This window comes from Limobrevibacterium gyesilva (genome assembly GCF_025989185.1).
Taxonomy (GTDB): domain Bacteria; phylum Pseudomonadota; class Alphaproteobacteria; order Acetobacterales; family Acetobacteraceae; genus Limobrevibacterium; species Limobrevibacterium gyesilva.
In genome coordinates, this window is sequence record NZ_JAPDNT010000007.1 from 141,883 (window position 1) to 160,585 (window position 18,703).

Annotated in this window: 13 protein-coding genes; 6 read left to right on the plus strand and 7 right to left on the minus strand. The window is 68.9% G+C overall.

The window, feature by feature from the left end; all coding sequences use genetic code 11:
• Positions 1-95 precede the first annotated feature (95 nt).
• Complete coding sequence (locus OL599_RS11935; protein WP_264713972.1) at positions 96-1,295, plus strand: aminotransferase class V-fold PLP-dependent enzyme; 1,200 nt, start codon at positions 96-98, stop codon at positions 1,293-1,295.
• On the opposite strand, the gene OL599_RS11940 is transcribed toward OL599_RS11935, so the two are convergent.
• Positions 1,292-2,470 (minus strand): mandelate racemase/muconate lactonizing enzyme family protein, encoded by a 1,179-nt coding sequence (locus tag OL599_RS11940; protein WP_264713973.1) that lies wholly within the window; start codon positions 2,468-2,470, stop codon positions 1,292-1,294. The two genes, OL599_RS11935 and OL599_RS11940, sit on opposite strands and share 4 nt — an antisense overlap.
• Positions 2,467-3,969 (minus strand): M81 family metallopeptidase, encoded by a 1,503-nt coding sequence (locus tag OL599_RS11945; protein ID WP_264713974.1) that lies wholly within the window; start codon positions 3,967-3,969, stop codon positions 2,467-2,469. Before OL599_RS11945 ends, OL599_RS11940 begins: the two co-directional genes overlap by 4 nt.
• 149 nt (positions 3,970-4,118) lie before the next feature.
• Between OL599_RS11945 and OL599_RS11950 the strand changes: the two genes are divergently transcribed.
• Complete coding sequence (locus OL599_RS11950) at positions 4,119-5,306, plus strand: mandelate racemase/muconate lactonizing enzyme family protein (protein ID WP_264713975.1); 1,188 nt, start codon at positions 4,119-4,121, stop codon at positions 5,304-5,306.
• A 6-nt stretch (positions 5,307-5,312) separates the two neighbouring features.
• Here OL599_RS11950 and OL599_RS11955 read toward each other — a convergent pair whose 3' ends face one another.
• Positions 5,313-7,652, minus strand: a complete 2,340-nt coding sequence (locus OL599_RS11955; protein ID WP_264713977.1) for a penicillin acylase family protein — start codon at positions 7,650-7,652, stop codon at positions 5,313-5,315.
• Between the two features lie 206 nt (positions 7,653-7,858).
• Here OL599_RS11955 and OL599_RS11960 point away from each other — a divergent pair, with 206 nt between their 5' ends.
• Positions 7,859-9,004: a Gfo/Idh/MocA family protein gene (locus OL599_RS11960; protein ID WP_264713978.1), complete on the plus strand. Its 1,146-nt coding sequence runs from the start codon at positions 7,859-7,861 to the stop codon at positions 9,002-9,004.
• A gap of 7 nt (positions 9,005-9,011) precedes the next feature.
• On the opposite strand, the gene OL599_RS11965 is transcribed toward OL599_RS11960, so the two are convergent.
• Positions 9,012-9,488: a GreA/GreB family elongation factor gene (locus OL599_RS11965; protein WP_264713980.1), complete on the minus strand. Its 477-nt coding sequence runs from the start codon at positions 9,486-9,488 to the stop codon at positions 9,012-9,014.
• 397 nt (positions 9,489-9,885) lie between these two features.
• Here OL599_RS11965 and OL599_RS11970 point away from each other — a divergent pair, with 397 nt between their 5' ends.
• From OL599_RS11970 to OL599_RS11980, 3 genes are read left to right on the plus strand one after another with little or no spacing between them, the layout of a single operon-like run.
• Positions 9,886-10,332: a hypothetical protein gene (locus OL599_RS11970; RefSeq protein ID WP_264713982.1), complete on the plus strand. Its 447-nt coding sequence runs from the start codon at positions 9,886-9,888 to the stop codon at positions 10,330-10,332.
• A gap of 53 nt (positions 10,333-10,385) precedes the next feature.
• Positions 10,386-11,663: a hypothetical protein gene (locus OL599_RS11975; protein ID WP_264713983.1), complete on the plus strand. Its 1,278-nt coding sequence runs from the start codon at positions 10,386-10,388 to the stop codon at positions 11,661-11,663.
• Between the two features lie 8 nt (positions 11,664-11,671).
• Entirely contained in the window at positions 11,672-13,174 is a 1,503-nt protein-coding gene (locus tag OL599_RS11980) for a Dyp-type peroxidase (protein WP_264713984.1), read from the plus strand.
• A gap of 18 nt (positions 13,175-13,192) precedes the next feature.
• Here the strand turns inward: OL599_RS11980 and OL599_RS11985 are convergent, their stop codons facing one another.
• From OL599_RS11985 to OL599_RS11995, 3 genes are read right to left on the minus strand one after another with little or no spacing between them, the layout of a single operon-like run.
• Entirely contained in the window at positions 13,193-14,374 is a 1,182-nt protein-coding gene (locus tag OL599_RS11985; protein WP_264713985.1) for a catalase family protein, read from the minus strand.
• Position 14,375: 1 nt separating this feature from the next.
• Positions 14,376-16,241, minus strand: coding sequence for a GMC family oxidoreductase (locus tag OL599_RS11990; protein WP_264713986.1), 1,866 nt, complete (start codon positions 16,239-16,241; stop codon positions 14,376-14,378).
• A 10-nt stretch (positions 16,242-16,251) separates the two neighbouring features.
• Positions 16,252-18,669 (minus strand): hypothetical protein, encoded by a 2,418-nt coding sequence (locus OL599_RS11995; RefSeq protein ID WP_264713987.1) that lies wholly within the window; start codon positions 18,667-18,669, stop codon positions 16,252-16,254.
• Between the last annotated feature and the right edge of the window lie 34 nt (positions 18,670-18,703).

The window sequence follows — 18,703 nt, forward strand, 5'->3', positions numbered from 1 at the left end:
GACGACAGTTTACCCGGAATTGCCGTGCATGGAACAAGTATCGCCACCGTGGCGCCCACAACCGCCCGGGCGGCAGAGAGGGAAGGGACGAGGCCATGAACACTCCCGATATCCGCGCCCGGCTCGGCGTGCGCCCGATCATCAACGTCTCCGGCACCATGACGGGGCTCGGCGCGTCCATCGTGGTGCCCGAAGCGATCGAGGCGGTCTCGGCCATCCTGCGGCAGTTCGTGGAGATCGAGGACCTGCAGCGCAAGGCGAGCGAAGCGATCGCGCGGCTGTGCCAGGCCGAGGCAGGGTTCGTCACCGCCTCCTGCAGTGCGGCGATCACGCTCGGCGTGGCCGGCGCCATGACCGGCAGCGACCTCGCCGCCATCGAGCGGCTGCCGGATGCGACGGGCCTCAAGAACGAAGTGGTGATCCTCGCCGGCCACATGGTCTCCTACGGTGCGCCCATCGAACAGGGCATCCGCCTCGCCGGCGCCCGTGTGGTTCCGGTCGGGCAGGCGACCTCGGCGCGGCCGCACCAGCTCGCGGGGGCGATCAACGGGCAGACGGCTGCGGCGGTCTATGTCGTGTCGCACCATACGGTGCCGTACGGCATGCTCCCGCTCGCCGAATTTGCCGAGATCGCACATGCGAAGGGCGTGCCGGTGATCGTTGACGCCGCCTCGGAGTACGACCTGCGTGGCTTCATCGCGGCCGGCGCGGACCTTGCGTTGTATTCCGCGCACAAGTTCCTCGGCGGCCCCACCGGCGGCATCGTCGCCGGGCGCGAGGACCTCGTGCGCGCCGCATTCCTGCAGAACATGGGCATCGGCCGCGGCATGAAGGTCGGCAAGGAGGGCATCGCCGGCACCATCGCCGCGCTGGAAGCCTGGGAGCGGCGCGACCACGCCGCGATCCGCGCGCGGGAGACGGCGGCCCTCGAACTTTGGCAGACGACGCTCGAAGGCCGTGCGGGCATCACCCCGGCCATCGTCGCGGACCCCACCAACAATCCGCTGGACCGGCTGCACGTCGCCGTCGATCCGGCGGCGGCGCACATCACCGCCTGGGACCTCGCCGATCGCCTCGCCGCCGGAAGCCAGCCGGTCATCGTGCGCGACCACGAGATCGAGCACGGCTATTTCTACATGGACCCCTGCAACCTGCATCCGGGCGAGGAGGTGATCGTCGCCGGCCGGTTGGCCGAGGAACTGGATCGGGCGCAGGAGTCGAACGACGTCATCGCCACGAAGCTGTCCGACCGGCGTGCGCGGCGCCTGCGTTCCCTGCTGTCCTGGCCGAACTAGAGGGATGCCGGGGTGGCGTAGAGCAGCTTGCCGCCCACCCGGATATCGACATCCACGAGGTATTCCCGCAAGCCCTGCGGATCGACATCGATGCCGAGCCCGGGGGCGTCGGGTGCGGCGATCTCTCCGTTCGCGTCGCGCTGTAGATGGTTGCGCGTGATGTCGAGCGACAGCGACTTTGGCGCGAAGGGAAATTCGCAGATCCGGTGGTCCTGCAGTCCCGCGAACGGCTGCAGCGACGCGCTGAGCGCCAGATGCGACGTGAAGGTGTGGTTCACGAAGGTCACGCCACGGGCCACGGCATAGTCGGCGACCCGCTTCGCCGGGCCGATGCCACCGATCCGGCCGGTATCGATCTGGATGAAGCCGACGCCGCCGTAGTCGATCAGGTGGCGCGCCATCGAGAAATTATGCGCGCCCTCTCCCCCGGCCATCCTGACCTTCGTGCTGCGCCGCGACAACGCCTGATAGCTTTCCAGCGCGCTCGAATGGAACGGCTCTTCCAGCCAGGTGGCCTGTGCCGCCTCCAGTGCAGGCAACCTGGCGGCGGCAGCCTCCACGTCCTCGCCCCAGATCTGGCCGACATCGACCAGCAGAACGGCGTCCGGCCCGAGGCCCTCGCGCGCCGCCACGAAATGCTCGGCATCCGCCCGGGCATCGCCGCGCCCGATCGGCCCCCAGCCGAACTTGGCGGCGCCGAAGCCGTTGGCCCGCGCGTCGCGCGCATGGCGCAACGTATCCACCGGCGTGTCGCCGAACAGCATGGACGCGTATGGAACCTTCTTGTGGGAGGCGTCGTAGCCGAGCAGCCGCCACACCGGCTCGCCGCGCGCCTTGCCCAGCAGGTCCCACAGCGCCATCTCGACGCCGGAAAACATATGCGGCGCCTGCAGCAGATCCATGCTGTCGTATTCGACGCGCGCCGCGATCCGCGCGATATCGGCCGGCCCGTCCAGCGTCTCGCCCAGCACGGATGCGCCGACGGGCCGGCAGACGCCGTGCGACATCGGGCAGACGAAGGCGGCGATGGAAACGAGCGGCGAGGCCTCGCACTCCCCCCAGGCGACATGCCCGCCGGCAGCCACGCGCACCAGCAGCGCATCCTGGCTGCCATCCGCCTCCGTGGTGATGGCGGGCATCGCCAGATAGAACAGGTCGACGGCCTCGATCCTCACGGCACGGTACCACGCCTTGCATAGACCTGCGGCGCCGGCGTGAAGGCGATGTCCTCGTCCAGCGGATACATCGGCCGGGCGCAGATCGTATGACCCAGCGCCTTGACGTTTGCGGAGGTGGCGCCGGGCACGTCGATATTGAAGTTCTTCTCCACCCACTCGTCGTACATGTGGTGCTCGGTATGCGGCGACTTCACGACGATGAGGTCGAAGTCCCGCGGGTTGAGCCCGACCGAATAATACATCGCGCGATCGAACAGGCTCACCGAGCGGCTGAGCACCACGACCGTCGTATTGTCGTAGGTGAGCACGGCGGTCGGCCCTGCCTCCAGGCCCGAGCGCATCGTCTCCAGCCGCGCCCGCCCGTCGGACAGCAGCCGCACCTGTGCGCGCACCGGCATGGGCGGGAAGCGGGCCTTGTCGTGGCAGCCGCCAAGGGTAACGTCGATCGTTGCGCCGACGCCGGCCGCATGCGCCGCCCGCGCCGCGCCGGGATCGACGATCTGCGCCAGGGCCCGCTTGTCGTATCCCGCCTCGCGCAACGCATGCAGGATGAGGTTGGAATCCCCCGACGCCCCCGACGACGTGGCGTCGGCCGCATCCGTGAACAGCACCGGTCCCGCCATCGTCTTCGCCTGCGCGATGGCGCGCCCGATCGGGATCAGCTTGCCCTGCATCCGGAACCGCTGCGCCCAGAATTCCTCCGCCAGCCGGGTTGCCTCCTGCTGCGCGCGCGCCACATCGCCGTCGGTCATGACGATCACCTGGCTGCACAATTCCGGCACGTCGGTGAACGGATTGCCGATCATGATGCCCGCCGCCAGCGCCGTGCCGTCGCGTTCCAGCCGCTGGCACTCGCGGATCAGGTCGCCGTAGCAGCCGCTTTTCGTGATCAGCTCGTCCCCGCGCACCAGCGCCGGAATGACCACGCGCACGATGGCCGCCGGCGCCGGCCGCGCCATCAGCCGCAGCAGCAGCCGCGCGGCGCGCGCGCCGGTGTCGGCGAAATCGACATGCGGATAGGTGTGATACAGCGCCAACCCATCCACCTGCCGCAGCATCCGGTCGGTGAGGATGCCGTGCAGATCGAGCGAAACCACGATCGGCACATCGGGCCCGGCGAGCCGCCGGATCTCGCTGAGCAGGAATCCTTCCGGGTCCAACTCCCCATCGGCCCCCATGGCGCCGTGCATGGACACATAGATGCCCGACACACCGGCAACGTTCGCCGCGACGGCCTGCACCAGCTCGCCCGACAGCCGCGCCCATCCCGCGCGCGACAGCAGCCCCGCGCTGCCCGCCCGCGCGCCATAGGCGGGCACCGTTTCGACGCCGGGCGCACCGCGAAACACCTCCAGGGCCCCACCCATGGCCGTGTTCAGGCCGGCCTGCCGGTACAACGCCTCGCCCGGCTGCACCGCGAAATGGTCGTATCCGGATTGCAGCGGATTGAACGAGGAGATTTCCTGCATGCACTCTACGAGCAGAATTCGTGGCATTGTGTCGTCTTCCTCGTTGTTCTCTTTGCTGCTGCTTCGCGCGCCCGTTCACCGGAAGGTTGACGGACATGCTCTCTCCCGCTTGCATGCTCATATGATGTTTCGGCCGCTGTCAACGAATGCACGCGGCGCCAGGGAAGGATGACGCCATGGGCTCGCCCACCACGACCGTGACCGAACCGGCACGTGACGTCGTCCGGATCACCGCGATCGAGGCCGCGCCGCTGTTCGGCGAGACCCCCAAAGGCGGCTGGTCCGCGGAAATCCGGCCCGAGGACTCCATCCACGCGCTCGTCGCCGTGCATACCGACCGCGGCATCACCGGCTATGGCAGCGCCTTCACCGATGGCCGCCTGGTGGCGGCGGGGCTGCGGGTGCTGGAGCCGCTGTTCCGCGGCGAGAACGCATTGGAGCCGGAGCGCGTGTCGGAAAAGCTGCACCAGAATACGTTCTGGATGGGCCGCGGCGGCACGCTGACCCACACCATCAGCGGCATCGACATCGCGCTGTGGGACATCCTGGGCAAAGTGACGGGCATGCCTGTCGGCCGCCTGCTGGGCGGAACCTATCGCCGCCGTGTCCTGCCGTATTGCTCGCTGCTGATGGAGCAGCCGGCGGAAATGGCCGACGTGGTCGCCGCCTATCGTGCCAGGGGCTTCCGCGCCTTCAAGATCGGCTGGGGGCCGTTCGGCCGCGCCGGCGATCCGAAGCTCGACGAAGCCATCGTTGCCGCCGCTCGCCGGGCCGCGGGCGACGATGCGCAGCTGCTCGTCGATGCCGGCGCCAGCGACGCGCATTGGCCACAGGGCCTGAAATGGGCGATGCGCACGGCGGAGATGCTGAAGGACCACAATGTCGGCTGGTTCGAGGAACCCCTGCGCCCTGACGCCATCGACGATTTCTGCATCCTGCGCAAATCGAGCCCGGTCCCCATCGCCGGCGGCGAGGTGCTGACGCGGCGACAGACCTTCCTGCCCTGGCTGTCGCGCGGCGCCTTCGACATCGTGCAGCCCGACGTGACCAAGGTCGGCGGCATCAGCGAGCAGCGGCGCATCGCCTGGATGGCCGACGATTTCGGCGTCCGCTATGTCGGGCATGGCTGGAACACCGCGCTCGGCGTCGCCGCGGACCTCCAGCTCGCCGCGGCCCTGCCGAACGTCACCCTCGTCGAGTTCATCGGCGGCAGCCCCTATGTGGACGGCATCACCGAAGAGCCGTTCGCGCTGGACGCCGAAGGCTACCTCACCATCCCCGACAAGCCGGGCCTCGGCGTGGCGCTCGACCGCGAGAAGCTCGCGCGCTACACGCCGGACCCGTCGGTGCTGTTCCGGGCGTAGCCGCCGTCACCCCGGCTCGATCAGCGTCGTGGCTTCGCAGGCGCGCTCCACGTCCTCGCGGCGCAGATGCACCACGTGGTACTCGCCGCGGATCCACGGCAGGAACTGGTCCTGGTAGTGGGGGCTGCCGGGCACGCCGGAATTGCCGATGTTCTGCACGGCGAGGAACGAATCCGGCTGCGAGAAATCCACGACGATCCGGTACTCCGCGCCCGAACCCGCCCCATGCGGCGGCAACTCGCCGCCGGTGTTGCGCACGGTGTGCGATCCGCCGTCCACCGGATGTGGCCCGATATCGAATGCTTCGCCCGTCGCGGCGTTGGACACCGGATGCCGCCAATGCGCCATGTGCACCTGGCCCCATTGCCACGCCTGCGGATCGTCGCCGAGCCGCTGGCGCAGATCGGCGTGCACCTGCCGCGCCACGGCGCGCGCCGCGTGTTGCGTGCCGGCGGGGAAATATGCCATGTCCGGCGCCTCCAGCAGCGCCACGGCAAGCCCGGTCTGCTGGCTCGCGAGGTCCAGCAGGCGCGCGGGCAGATGCTCCGCCAGCACCCGCCGTTGCCACAGCGCCATGAACGCCTCGAAGACGGTCGCGGCAGGGCTTTCCAGCGTGTAGCGGTGATCCCAGCCGGACAAGGCCGCGGAGATCGCGGCGACCCCGGGGTCCGCATCGCCCTCCAACAGGCGCAGGATATGCGGGCAGGTCCGCTCCGCGCGGGCGTTCTTCACGTCGTTCTGCAGCGCGATGCTGGCCGCCTTGCCGGCGGGGCCGGGGGCGGCGAACGCCTCGTCGATGCGCACGCCGCGATGGCCTTGCGAATAGGCGCCGTAGATCGGGTACGGATAGTCGTCCCCGACAATGCGCTGATTGGCGCTGGCAACATAGCCGCGCGCGGGGTTGAAGGCGTGCGGCAGCCCGTCGAACGGGATCTTCCCGCTCCAGCGGTCTGCGGGATTGCCGGCATCGCGGAAGCCATGCGTGATCCGCCCGCGCACCGGCACGCGCCCGGCCATCTGGTAGCCGACATTGCCCTGCGCATCGGCATAGACGAAGTTGAATACCGCCACCGACCAGTCGCGCAGCGCATCGCGGAAGCCCTGCCAGTCCCGCGCCCTGGCAATGGCCACCAGCGCGCGCATGTCGTCCAGATGCTCCATGCCCACCCAGCGCAGCGACAGCGGCGGATCCCCCTCGGCGGCGATCGCGGTCACCATGTGGTTGACCACCGGCCCGCGCACGGTCGAGCGGATCACCTGGCGGCGCGTCGCCTCGCCGCGCACGGGCACTTCAACCTCGCGCTCGGCGAAGCGGCGCCAGGTATCGCCGTCGCGATAGCGTGCGGGGTCCGCGGGGTCGATCTCCTCGCGATACAGGTCGCGGGTTGAGGCGGCGTTGTTGGTCAGGCTCCAGGCGATCGTGCCGTTGCTGCCCCACCACAATCCGGGCAGGCCGGGATGGCCGCAGCCCGCGGCATTCTCCTCCGGCCCGTGCAAGGCGAATTCGTACCAGCTCGACGGCACCCAGAACGGCTGGTGCGGGTCCCCGGCCAGCACCGCGTGGCCGCTGCCGGTGCGCGCGCCCGCCAGCGCCCAGTTGTTGCTGCCGGTCGCATCATCGGTGCCGACGGCGCGGCCACAGCCCAGGGCGCCCGCACCCAGCACCAGGTTCTCCGATGCTTCCGGCGTCCGGTACAGCGCGCGCAGTTCCGGCGTGGGCAGCAGCCGGCCTGCCTCCGCCGCGGCGATGCGGTCGATCCGCCCGTTCAGTGACCACCACAGCCCGCGTGCGATCGCCACGATGTCGCTCACCGTGAACGGCGCCGGCACGTAGTCCAGCACGCGGAACTCGATCGGCAGCGCGGCGCCCAGCGTCTCGATCTGCCGGTTGATCCCGGCAACCATGGCGGCGACGACCTCGTAGGTGGACTGGTCCATCTGCGCCGGCTCGCGCTCGGCGAGCTGGTCGATGCCCACGGTCAGATGCGCGATGTCGCTGGCGGCGTACGCGGGGCCCAGGATCTCCGCCTGCCGGCCCAGCGCGCGGCGGCGCAGCCGGTCCATCTGCCACAGCCGGTCCTCCGCCATCGCCACGCCGAGGCCGAAATACAGATCCGTGGTCGTGCCGGCATGAACATGCGGCACGCCGGCGCGGTCGCGCAGGATCTCCACCTTGCCGCCGACCCCGCCGGCGATGCGCCGATCGCAGGGTGCCGCATGGCGGCGCAGGAACGCGTCACGCTCGGCCGCGAACTCCGCCGGCGTGATGCCGGCCGCGCGGCAGACGTCGTTCACCGGCTGCTGTCCGCGCAGCGCGGACAGCAATATGGACTCGTTGAGGGACATGGACGCTCCTGTATGGCCGTGTGCCCGGTGCGGTCTCCGCCGCGCCAGGCCGCATCATTCGCCATCGGGGCCGGATGCACCACCCCCGAAATCGCCCACGTGTCCGGCAGGCTGGCATATCGTGCCCGGAGTCATCATTCTGTCCGCAACGATACGGGAGGGACGGCCGATGCCCGCAGGTCTCACCGCTACCGGGAGACGCATCCATGCCTGACGCTTTCGCCGTATTGGGACGCAAGCTCCGCCTGGGCGTCGTCGGCGGCGGCCCCGGCAGCTTCATCGGCGCCATCCACCGTGCCGCCGCCCAGCTCGACGGGCGCTTCGACATCACCGCCGGCGTGCTCTCATCCGATCCCGCGCGCGCCCGCGCGGCCGCGGCGGCCCTCGGCTTTCGCGGCCACGGCAGCGTCGCGGAGATGCTCGCCGCCGAACCTCTCGACGCCGTTGCGATCATGACGCCGAACGACCGGCATTTCACGGAATGCCAGGCGGCGCTTGCGGCCGGGCTGCACGTCGTCTGCGACAAGCCGCTGACCAACACGCTGGCCGAGGCCAGCGCATTGCAGCAACAGGCGGAGGCCGCGGCCCGCGTGTTCTGCGTGACCCACGCCTATTCCGGCTATCCCATGATCCGCCAGGCCCGCGCCATGGTCGCGGCCGGTGTGCTCGGCGCGCTGCGGGCGGTGCAGGTGGAGTACCTGCAGGCCGGCATGAGCGCGCCGGTCGAACACGGCGCGCTCACCACCAAGCTGCGCTGGAAGCTCGCCACCGCGCGCAGCGGCCCGTCGCTGGTGCTCGGCGACATCGGCACGCATGCGCAGCATCTCGCCTGCTTCGTCAGCGGCCTGCCGGTCGAAAGCCTGTGCGCCGATCTCGGCGCACTGGTGCCCGGCCGCAGCGTGGACGATTACGGTGCCTTCCTGCTGCGCTTCGCCGGCGGCGTGCGCGGCACCATGACGGTCAGCCAGGCCCTCGCGGGAACCGAGAACGCCATCACGCTGCGGGTGTTTGGCGAACACGGCCACATCGAATGGACGCACGCGCGCAACAACTACCTCACGCTCGCGTTGCAGGGCCGCCCGGTGCAGATCCTCGCGCGCGGGGACGCCGACCTGCTGGCGCCGGCGAAGCGGCTGGTGCGCATCGCCCGCGGCCATCCCGAAGGCTTCCTGGAGGCGTTCGCCAATCTCTACCGCGACGCTGCCGAAGCGATGGCCGCCCGCATCTGCGGCGCCGCGCCCGACCCGCTTGCGCTCGATTTCCCGACCGCGGCCGACGGCGCGGCGGGCCTGGCCTTCATCGAGGCGGCGCTGGCCTCGCGCGCAGCGGGCGGCGCCTGGGTGTCGCTCTGAGCGCGCGCTATTCCCGCGCGATGGCCTCCACCGTCACCGCCGGGCGGCCGCCGCCCACTTCCACGACGTCCCCGGCCTGGGCGCCGATCAGCGCCTCGGCGAGCGGCGAAACCCAGCTCAGCAGACCCTTGGCCGGGTCCGCCTCGTCCTCGCCGACGATCCTGTACCGGCCGATGCTGCCATCTCTCCGGCGGATGGCGACGGTCGTGCCGAAAGTGACTTCCTGCGGCGGCCCGGGCGGCGGCTCGACGACCCGTGCGCTTGCCTTGCGCGCCTGCCAGTAGCGCAGGTCGCGCGCCAGCTTCGGCCGTTCGGCGTCGTCCGCCACCGCGTTTGCGAGCGAGTCCTGCAGGCCGGCGACATGCGCCTCGATCAGCTGCAGCCCGCGCGGGGTGACGAGGTTCGGGTGGTCGCTGATCGGCCTTTCCGGCAATGCCGCCGCACGCGTCTCGGCCGCTTCCTCGGATACGAACGCACGGCTCATGATGCGGAACCTCCCACGAAATGATCCTGGAGTCGTGCCCCTTGAACCGGGTGCGATGGCCCGGAAACCGGCCGGCCGGCGACGCGAAATACGATCCACGCCGCAGTGGCGGCGGTCCTGCCGCACGATTGTCACGTCGTATGCACAAGTATAACCCCGGTTCCCGGCTGCAACAATCAATCTCGGACGCCCGCTTTTTCGCCTGGCCGCGCGCGGCTCACCCTGGCAACAAGATAAACAGTTAAGGGAGGACCGCCCCGGCCGCCGGCATCGGCGCAGGCGAAGATTGCAAAGCGCATGCCGGGTTGTGCATGCTTTCCGATGAAGCGTTCGCTGGCCGCCCGAAATCACGAGGCTGCAACCGCACATTTCCGGCACATGTGAAAGGTCTTCGGCAATGGCAATCACGGTCGCCGACCTGCAGAAGATGTCGCAGCAGGAGCTCGATGCCCTCTTCACCGGCAGCCCCACGGGCGACATCCCGAACGGGCAGGGGGAGGGAACCGCGATCGTCGCGCCCGGCACCCGCTTCACGCCGGAGATCGCTTCGCTGATCAACATATTCGCCTGGCAGGGCAAGGTGTTCGATGCGGAGAAGGGCCTGCTGCGCAACCGCATCCTGCCGTTCGGCATCAACGCCATCGTCGCCCGCGTCTACAAGGGACCAAGCTGGCTCGACGGCAAGGACTGCATCGTGCTCGACTATTCCGAAACGTCGCTGGTCGCGCAATGGATCCGCGACGAGATCCGGCAGGTCTCGCCTGGGCTGTACCTGGGCAAGGTGTACTGGAACAAGGCGCGGCTGATCGATTTCGCCCTGCAGTTCCCGACGGAGGCGGCCTAGGATGTCCGCTGTGCGACAGACCTGACGCTCAGCCCGGCAGCGGGCCGCACTGGATGACCCCCCAATCGGCCTTCATGGTGTGCGCCACGCTCGACTCAACGCGCCGGGCAGAGCTGGAGCAACTGCTCACCTCGATGACCAGCCTGCCCGGGCAGGCCGACCCCGCCAATGCGTTGATCCCCTTCGGCGCCTTCGAACGGCTGCATTTCGCCCGCATCGTGATCCTGGAAGACCTCGCGGCGGGCGCCGAGGCGCCGCCGCCATACCTTGCCTTTCTCGGCGACTGCGATGGCGATGGCGACGCGTTCCTGCATGAGCTCGCGGAACGCACGCCGGACGGCCTGCGCCGGGTCTTCGGCTATTGCCGGGATTTCCAGCCGGGCACGAACCTGTTGCGATGGATGCAGGACCACGCCACGCCGCCGGCCACCTATTATGTCAACTGGGTCGGCCGCACGGTGCGCCAGGTGCGCGAGGAAGCAGCGCTGCGGGCCGCCTTGGTGGCCTATCTGCGCGAACATGCAGCCGTGCTTCCGCAGCAGCCGCCGCGCGAGATCCGCGCCCGCCTGATCGCCTTCGTTGCGGCGGAGAGGCAGGCCGGGCGGCTGTCGCTGACCCAGCCGACGTCCACGCCGCCGGGCTGGCAATTGCGCAACATCCTCCATGCCGCCGGGGTCGCGCTGGCGCTGCTGGCGCTGGCGCCGTTCCTGCTGCTGGGCCTGCCGTTCTACCTCATCCGCCTGCGCCAGCTCGAACGCAGCGACGCGGAGATCACGCCGCGCCCGGCCGCGGCACATCTCGCCGCCCTCGGCGCGATCGAGGACCACGACGTCAGCAACCAGTTCAGCGCCTATGGCAGCATCAAGCCGGGCCGGTTCCGGTACTGGACGCTGGTATTCCTGCTCTGGGTGGTGAACGCCACCACCCGCCACATCTACACGCGCGGCCGCCTGGCGCGGGTGCCGTCCATCCATTTCGCCCGCTGGGTCTTCCTGGAGGGCGGCCGGCGGCTGTTCTTCGCCAGCAACTACGACGGCAGCCTGGACAGCTACATGGACGATTTCATCAACAAGGTCGCCTGGGGGCTGAACCTCGTGTTCAGCAATGGCGTCGGCTATCCGAAGACCAATTTCCTGATCCTGGGCGGCGCCAAGGACGAGCAGAAGTTCAAATACTACATCCGCCGGCGCCAGCTGGTGACGTCCGTCTGGTACAAGGCCTATCCCGGCCTTACCGCCTACGACCTCGCCCGCAACAGCGCCATCCGCGCCGCGATCGAGGCGTCGGCCATGACCGAAGCCGAGACCCGCCGCTTCCTGCAGATGGTGTGAGCAATCCCATGCCAACGCCCGCGACCGATGCCGCCGACATCCAGGGCCTGGTCCGCTCCGGCTACGGGCAACTGACGGCGGCACGCTTCCTGCTTCTGCGCATCGCCGATACGGTGGCGGCGCGCGCCTGGCTTGAAGCGGCGCCAGTCACCAGCATGGCCCATCTCGACACGCCGCAGGAAGGGACGCTGAACATCGCGCTGACCTGCGAGGGGTTGCGCGCGCTGCGCCTGCCGGAACAGGCACTCGGTGGCTTCTCTGCCGAATTTCTCTCCGGCATGGCCGGCGACGAAAGCCGCTCCCGCCGTCTCGGCGACATCGGCGCCAACGCGCCGGATCGATGGCGCTGGGGCACTGCCACCCACATGCCGCATCTGCTGCTGTTGCTCTACGCCACGCCGGAGCGGCTGCAGGACTGGATGCGCACGGTGATGGCGCCGCCCTGGGACAGCGCCTTCACAGTGCTGGAATTGCTCCAGACGGCAACGCTCGACCAGCACGAGCCCTTCGGCTTCCTCGATGGCGTCAGCCAGCCCACGATCGACTGGACCGGGAAGCCCGATCCCGCGGAATCCGCCCACGAGACCTACAGCAACCTCGTCGCGACCGGCGAGATGCTGCTCGGCTATCCCAACGAATACGGCAAATACACGGACCGGCCGCTGCTTGACCCCGCACTGGACCCTGCGGCCCTGCTGCCCCCCGCCGAGGATCACCCGGAACGGCACGATCTCGGCCGCAACGGCTGCTATCTCGTGTTCCGCCAGTTGCAGCAGGATGTCGGCGGATTCTGGCGTTTCCTCGACAATGAGGTGGGCGGCAACGCCGAAGCGCGCACGCGGCTCGCCGAAGCGATCGTCGGGCGGCAAATATCCGGCGCGCCATTGCTGCCCCAGACCGGCGGCCCGATCCCGGGGGTGGGCCCGGATACCGACGATATCCGCCAGAACAGCTTCACCTTCGACGCCGATGCGGACGGCCTGGTCTGCCCGCTCGGCGCCCATATCCGCCGCGCCAACCCGCGCAACGCCGACCTGCCGCCGGGCACGCGCGGCACGCTGTCGCGGCTGCTGCGAGACCTCGGCCTGGTCCACCAGGCGCTGCGCGACGACTTGATTTCCTCAACGCGCTTTCACCGGATGCTCCGGCGCGGCCGCGACTACGGCGTGCAGATGTCGCCCGAGGCGGCGTTGCGTGCGCCGGCAGCGGCGGAGGCCGGGCTGCATTTCATCTGCCTGAACGCCAACATCTCCCGCCAGTTCGAGTTCGTGCAGGGCGCCTGGCTCGCCGGCATCGCCTTCGACGGCCTTACCGGCGAACGCGACCCGCTGACGGCCCCGCGCGAGGGCCTGCCGGGCGGCCCGCCCGCCGGCGTTTTCACCATGGCACAAACAAGCGGGTTGAATCGCCGCATCGCCGGCCTGCCGCAATTCGTCACCGTGCGCGGCGGCGCGTATTTCTTCCTGCCGGGGCTGCGGGCGTTGCGCTGGATTGCCGGTGTGCATGGCTGAAGAGCGGGGCTTCTGGCCCTAGGCCCCAAAGGTCTCTTCGCCCGTCGGTTCTTCATGCGGCGTGGCGTTCATCTCCTGCCGCAACCGCGACAGTTCCGTGTAGATGCGCAACCGTCCGCGGTTCTGATTGCCCAGCGGGCGATGCTCCGGCAGGCAGTGCCAGGGGTTGATCGACAGGCGGCTGGCGAAGGCGAGCTGCTCCGCGCTGTCGAACACCTGCCGCGGCAGCGTCAGCGTGGCCACGCGCACCGGCGGCGACAGCTGCGCCGGCCAGCGTACCGAGGCGTTCTCGATGGGCATGCGCACCGGGTCCGTCTGCAACTGCACCACGAAGTCGAACGCCGCTTCCCCGCGCGCGAGTGTCGCCGCCATCGCTTCGCGCAGGTAGTTGTCCGGTGGGCGCAGCGGCAGGCGCGGCACATGGCTGCGCGTGGCGAGCCGCGGATGCAGCGCGTATTGCATGGCCTGACCCGTGCCCAGGGCATAAGGCACGCAGCCCCAGTAAGGCGTCTCCAGCGGGCTGCTCTGCGTGCGCGCCCACAGGCCCTGCATGATCGCATCGAGCAGATGGCTGTCGTGCAGGTTGACGAAATAGAACAGCGGCAGCCCACGCCGGATGGCCGCCTGCAGCTTGGCGTTCTCGCGCAGGTTCGGCGTGGTGAAGGTCGGCGTACTGATGGCGGTGAAGTCCTGGGTGAAGCGCTCGTCGTCCAGCAGTTTCGCGCCCGGCACCCCCATGACCTTGATGCCGATGCTGAGCACGCCGACATCGTCGATATCGGGCGGGCTGTCCGGGCCGGGCCCGGCGAAGCGCACCCAGGCCGGATAGGCACGCGGTGTCGCGAACAGGCCGTGCCGGAACGCCAGGGGAAGGTCGGGGAACACGGTGAAGGCGCCGCGGACGACGCCATGGGTCTTGGTGTTGCCCGCGCGCTCGAAATGCCCCGGCGCGTGGTTCGCGCGCATATACCCGGCCATGTCCGCGACGATGGAAGCAACGCAGGCTTCCTCGTCGGGCAGCATGGTTTCCTCGGCGAGTCCGGCGCCGCGCATTGTCTGGCGGCGCAGGATCAGCGCCTGCGCCAGGCTCGCCAGCGGTTCCTGCAACAGGCGGTCGAACAGCGGGCGGAAGAACGGGTCCACCCGCCGTTCCACGTGCAGCAACCCGATCAGCGCCCGGTGCAACGCCTGCAACAGCATGTCACGTTCCCCCGCTGGTCCGGGCATCGGCCACGATCACGTCGGCTGCTTTCTCGGCGATCATGTAGACGGCGCAGGCAATGAAGAAGCCAGGGATGCGTGGAAACACCGAAGCGTCCACGACCCGCAGGCCGTGCGTGCCGTGCACCCTGAAATCGCTGCCCAGCACGCCGCCGGCCTCGCGCGGCCCGATCGCGCAGCTGCAGGATGCGTGATGGCCCCACGCATTGTCGCGCACGAAGCCTTCCAGCTCGGCGTCGGACTGCAGATGCGCGCCGGGCAATTCCTCCGCGGCGATCAGCCCGTCGTCTTTCATCCGCTGCGTCATGCGCCGCACGGCGCGGATGCCGGCCACCACCGCCTTCAGGTCGCGCGCCTGCGGGTCGTCGCCCTCCTCGAAATAGTGGAAATCGATCTGCGGCGTGTCGCGCGGATCGGCCGAATGCAACGTAACCGTGCCGGCCCGGTTGGCGGTGTGCGCCTTCAGGACGCACCACGACAGGTAGTCGTGGTGCTCGGCGATCAGCCGCGAATAGGTCGGGAAATAGCCCTTGAACAACCCGAGCAGGGCCATGAGAAGCAGGTCGGGCTGGGAAGCTGCCGGTCTGGACCGGTGAATGACCGCCAGCGCCGCACCGTTCGAGGTGTACATGCCCCGGCGGCGATTGGCCCAGGCGCGATATCCCGGATCGCCGCGCTCGAACCGTGCCCCGCGCAGCACGCGCCATTCGAAGGCCATGCGGTTGACCACGCCGATCTCGTAGCGATCCTGCAGGTTGCGCCCGACTCCCGGCAGGTCGACGCGCACGGCAATGCCATGCCGCTCCAAGGCGCCGGCAGCGCCGATGCCCGACAGCATCAAGATCTGCGGCGTGTTGAACGCGCCGCCGGCAAGGATCACCTCGCGCCCGGCATGAATCCGGCACAGCTCGCCAGGCAAGTCGTCCGGTTCGGCATGCGCCCGGTAGAGCCGTGCGCCGCTGAGATATTCCACGCCGATGGCCCGATTGCCGTCGTCCAGCAGCACGCGTGTTGCAAGCGCGCCGAGCACCACGCGCAGCCGGTCGGGATGACGCGCTGCGACGTCCAGCACCCGCTCACGCGCACCCATGCGCTGGTGGCCGCGCGTGGACAGCGGCGTGTAGCAGATGCCATCGGCGTTTTCACGCACGAGGCGCCAGTCGTTCGGATCGGCCTTGCCGCGCACCAGCCAGCGCAGCCGCCGCACCATGCCCCGGCCGTCCTCAAGCACCTCCAATGCCGACTCCGCCAGCACGCGCATCAGCTTGCGGTCGCGCAAGACAGACAAGGGCATGGCCTTCTCGGTCTGCAGCCAACCGCCCCAGCCATGCCGTGTCGGATCGATCCCCAGCCACGACAGCAACCGCCAGACCGGCCGGTGGCGGCAATCCTCCAGCCGTCGGAAGTAGCGCTGCATGCGCGCGCCGCGCCACGATGGGTCACCGGTCGCATCGGCAATCGCATCCCAGTCGCTGGCGGGCGGGCGAACCAGGATCATCGCGTTGTGGGCGGTGCAGCCACCCAGCGCGGCCGCCCGCGGATACAGCACGCCGCCACGGGGCTCGATGTATTTCGGATCGCGGCGCTGCTGTGCGGCGCAGGCATAGTGCCGCACGAAGAAGTCCCACCGCATCGCCGGGTTCTCCGATGCAAAGGGATGGAAAGCGGGCACGTCGTAGTCATCGGGCAGCCGCGCGTCGCCAGCCGGAATGGCACGCGGATCGCCGCCGGCTTCCAGCAGCACCACGCGCATCCCCGCTTCCGCCAGCCGCGCCGCAAGGGTGCCGCCGCCGGCGCCGGATCCCACGATGACGTAGTCGCAATCGGGAGCGCCGTGCGCGGGCATGCGGGCCGTATCAGAACGTCTTGATGAATTCGATCAGCGCCCGCTTGTCGTCATCACTGAGAGGCGGCTCGGCCTGCTGGTAGCCGGTGCCGAAATAATGGCCCCGATTGACCAGGAAGTCCGGACACTTGCTCAGTGACAGCAGCGGCTCCGCGAGATCCGCGAACACCTTGCGCGCGTCGTCATCGCTTGCGTTCTCCGGCAGCACTTCCAGGGCGCGCCTGACCTTCAGCAGCACGTCCAGAACCTTCGCGACATGGCCCACGCGCTCTGCAGCATCGCCGCTCTCCGGCAATAGCATCAGGTTGGACAGCAGGCTCACCGGCGTGCCCGGCGGGATCGGTCCGATGCGGATATCGCCCCCCGCGGTGAACAGCCAGGGCAGCCACCGGTTCAGCGTACTGCGCAGCGGCAACGCCATCTCTGGCAGATAGCCTGCCGGCACCGACAGCCAGCTTCGCGCGGTGGTGCGATCAATGGTGCCCGGCACCTTGTCGCCCAGCACCGGGTCTTTCGCACGCTTCTCTGGCCATAACAGCTGCTCGATCCCCGATTGGAACGACCGCATCCGCGCATCCACCGCCGGGCTCGGATCGAACGTGCCCAGCGTGTTGTTCAGCAGGAATGGCGCCGTGGACCACACGCTGATCAGCGACGGCGGCCTGGTATAGCCGCGCCCGCCTGCGGGCATGCTGTACTGGCGGGATGCGCCGGTGAACGGGTCATGCACGGTGATCATGCCCACCGACGGCAACTGCTTGTAGGAGTCCGAGGAGAAATTGTCCCAGATGTTGCCGGCCAGCGCATTCGTCGCCAACGGGCTGCAGGCGTTGGTTTGCAGCAGCGTCACGGGAACGCGCGCCTCGGTGGAGAGGAAATTGCCGTCGAGGAAATCCGGCGCGCGCACGATGGCGCGCATCTTCGCCTTGTAGTCCTCGGTCTTCGTCCACTCCCAATAGCGGTTCCAGCACTGCAGATAGCCCGGACCGGCGCATCCCGCGGGATCCAGCCCCTCCGCCGGCGCCGGCTGCTTGCTGGAGTGGCAACGCGCGCAGGTCTCGGCAAAGACCGTCTTGCCGCGATCCAGCACCGCCTGATCCGTCGTGAGGTATTGCTCGCCCCCCGGCGCATCCTTCAGCTTGTCGGGCTGGCCGGCCTTGAGCAGGAACAGCGCTGTGGCCGGCGTCTGCATCTCGGTCGCGTTCCAGTAGCTGGAATTCTTCTGCGCGACCGCAATCTCGATCGGCGTGATCGGGATGCCGCCGACCAGGGCGTTGAAGTGCAGCAGCCACTCCTCGCTGAACAGCCCGATATTCAGGTACACCCGGTTCAGCGCACCCAGCGCGCCCACCGAATCGGAACCGTCCTTCAGCACCCGCGGCGTCAGCGCCGTGTCGGGCGGCGCGAAGAACTGCGTGAGCGGACCCGAACTCACGAAATCGTTGAACTGCTTGTTGTGCAGATTGGCGACGCTCAGCTTCTCCTGCCCCCAGCGCTGCGCGATCGCCAGCCGCGCGCCCAGGCTGTAGACGGCATTCATCGTGCGTGGGTTGTTGATGTAGTCGCTGGAAACCAGCGACGTGTCCAGCGTCCCCGGCCGCCAGGTGTGCACAAGTTGGAACATGTAGTTCGCCGGATCGTTGTTCCACACGAAGATCCGGTCGATCCACAGATACTGCGCGCCGACGGTGGAACTGAGATCGGCCCAGGCCGGGTTCTCCGGATCGGCAGGCGGATGCACCGGGCTCGGCCCGACATGGCAGAATCCGCAACTCATCCCCACGCGATAGGGCCGCACCAGCTCCTTCGAAAGATAATAGCCGGGATCGTCGTAATACCGCTTCGGGTCCCACTTCTTCGCGGCCGCCTCGTCGAAATCCGGGTTCGGGAACAGCCGCAGCCCGACCACGCCGCTCGCCATGCCGTAATAGGAGCCGACCGGGATGTTCCGGCCGCGCGCGCCGATCTTCACGCCCGGATATTTCTGTTCGTTCTCGAACGGGTCCGGCGCGCATCCGGGTTTGCGCTTGTCCAGCCACAGCCCGAACCGATCCGGGTCCGGGCCGGTCGCCTTCTCGAAGCAGGGCTCGTTGATCGCACCGAGATAGGCGAAGCGATTGTCGCGGCCATAATGCAGGGAAGGATGCGAGGACAGCGTCTTCAACAGGTCGAAGGCGCCGAAGCTCGCGCGGGTCATCACGTCCCAGAACCGGTCGTCGCCGCCGGTCCACACCAGCCACATGTTGCGACCCTTGACCTCGTCGGCGGCCAGCGCCACGCCACGGTCCATATCGCGGAAGAAATCCTCGTCGGCCGCGGGAAACGAAGCCGCGTCCCGGCCGGCGACCTTTGCCTCGTCCAGCACCCGGCCCGATTTCGGCCCGGCGTCGTAGCAGCCGAACAGCGGCGCCAGAGATAGCAGCAGCACAGCCCCCGTAACAGCCCACGCGCCTCGCGCCATG

Coding starts and splice junctions, on each gene's coding strand:
- OL599_RS11935 (WP_264713972.1), top strand. CDS start 96: ATGAACACTCCCGATATCCGCGCCCGGCTCGGCGTGCGCCCGATCATC.
- OL599_RS11945 (WP_264713974.1), bottom strand. CDS start 3,969: ATGCCACGAATTCTGCTCGTAGAGTGCATGCAGGAAATCTCCTCGTTC.
- OL599_RS11950 (WP_264713975.1), top strand. CDS start 4,119: ATGGGCTCGCCCACCACGACCGTGACCGAACCGGCACGTGACGTCGTC.
- OL599_RS11955 (WP_264713977.1), bottom strand. CDS start 7,652: ATGTCCCTCAACGAGTCCATATTGCTGTCCGCGCTGCGCGGACAGCAG.
- OL599_RS11960 (WP_264713978.1), top strand. CDS start 7,859: ATGCCTGACGCTTTCGCCGTATTGGGACGCAAGCTCCGCCTGGGCGTC.
- OL599_RS11965 (WP_264713980.1), bottom strand. CDS start 9,488: ATGAGCCGTGCGTTCGTATCCGAGGAAGCGGCCGAGACGCGTGCGGCG.
- OL599_RS11970 (WP_264713982.1), top strand. CDS start 9,886: ATGGCAATCACGGTCGCCGACCTGCAGAAGATGTCGCAGCAGGAGCTC.
- OL599_RS11975 (WP_264713983.1), top strand. CDS start 10,386: ATGACCCCCCAATCGGCCTTCATGGTGTGCGCCACGCTCGACTCAACG.
- OL599_RS11980 (WP_264713984.1), top strand. CDS start 11,672: ATGCCAACGCCCGCGACCGATGCCGCCGACATCCAGGGCCTGGTCCGC.
- OL599_RS11985 (WP_264713985.1), bottom strand. CDS start 14,374: ATGCTGTTGCAGGCGTTGCACCGGGCGCTGATCGGGTTGCTGCACGTG.
- OL599_RS11990 (WP_264713986.1), bottom strand. CDS start 16,241: ATGCCCGCGCACGGCGCTCCCGATTGCGACTACGTCATCGTGGGATCC.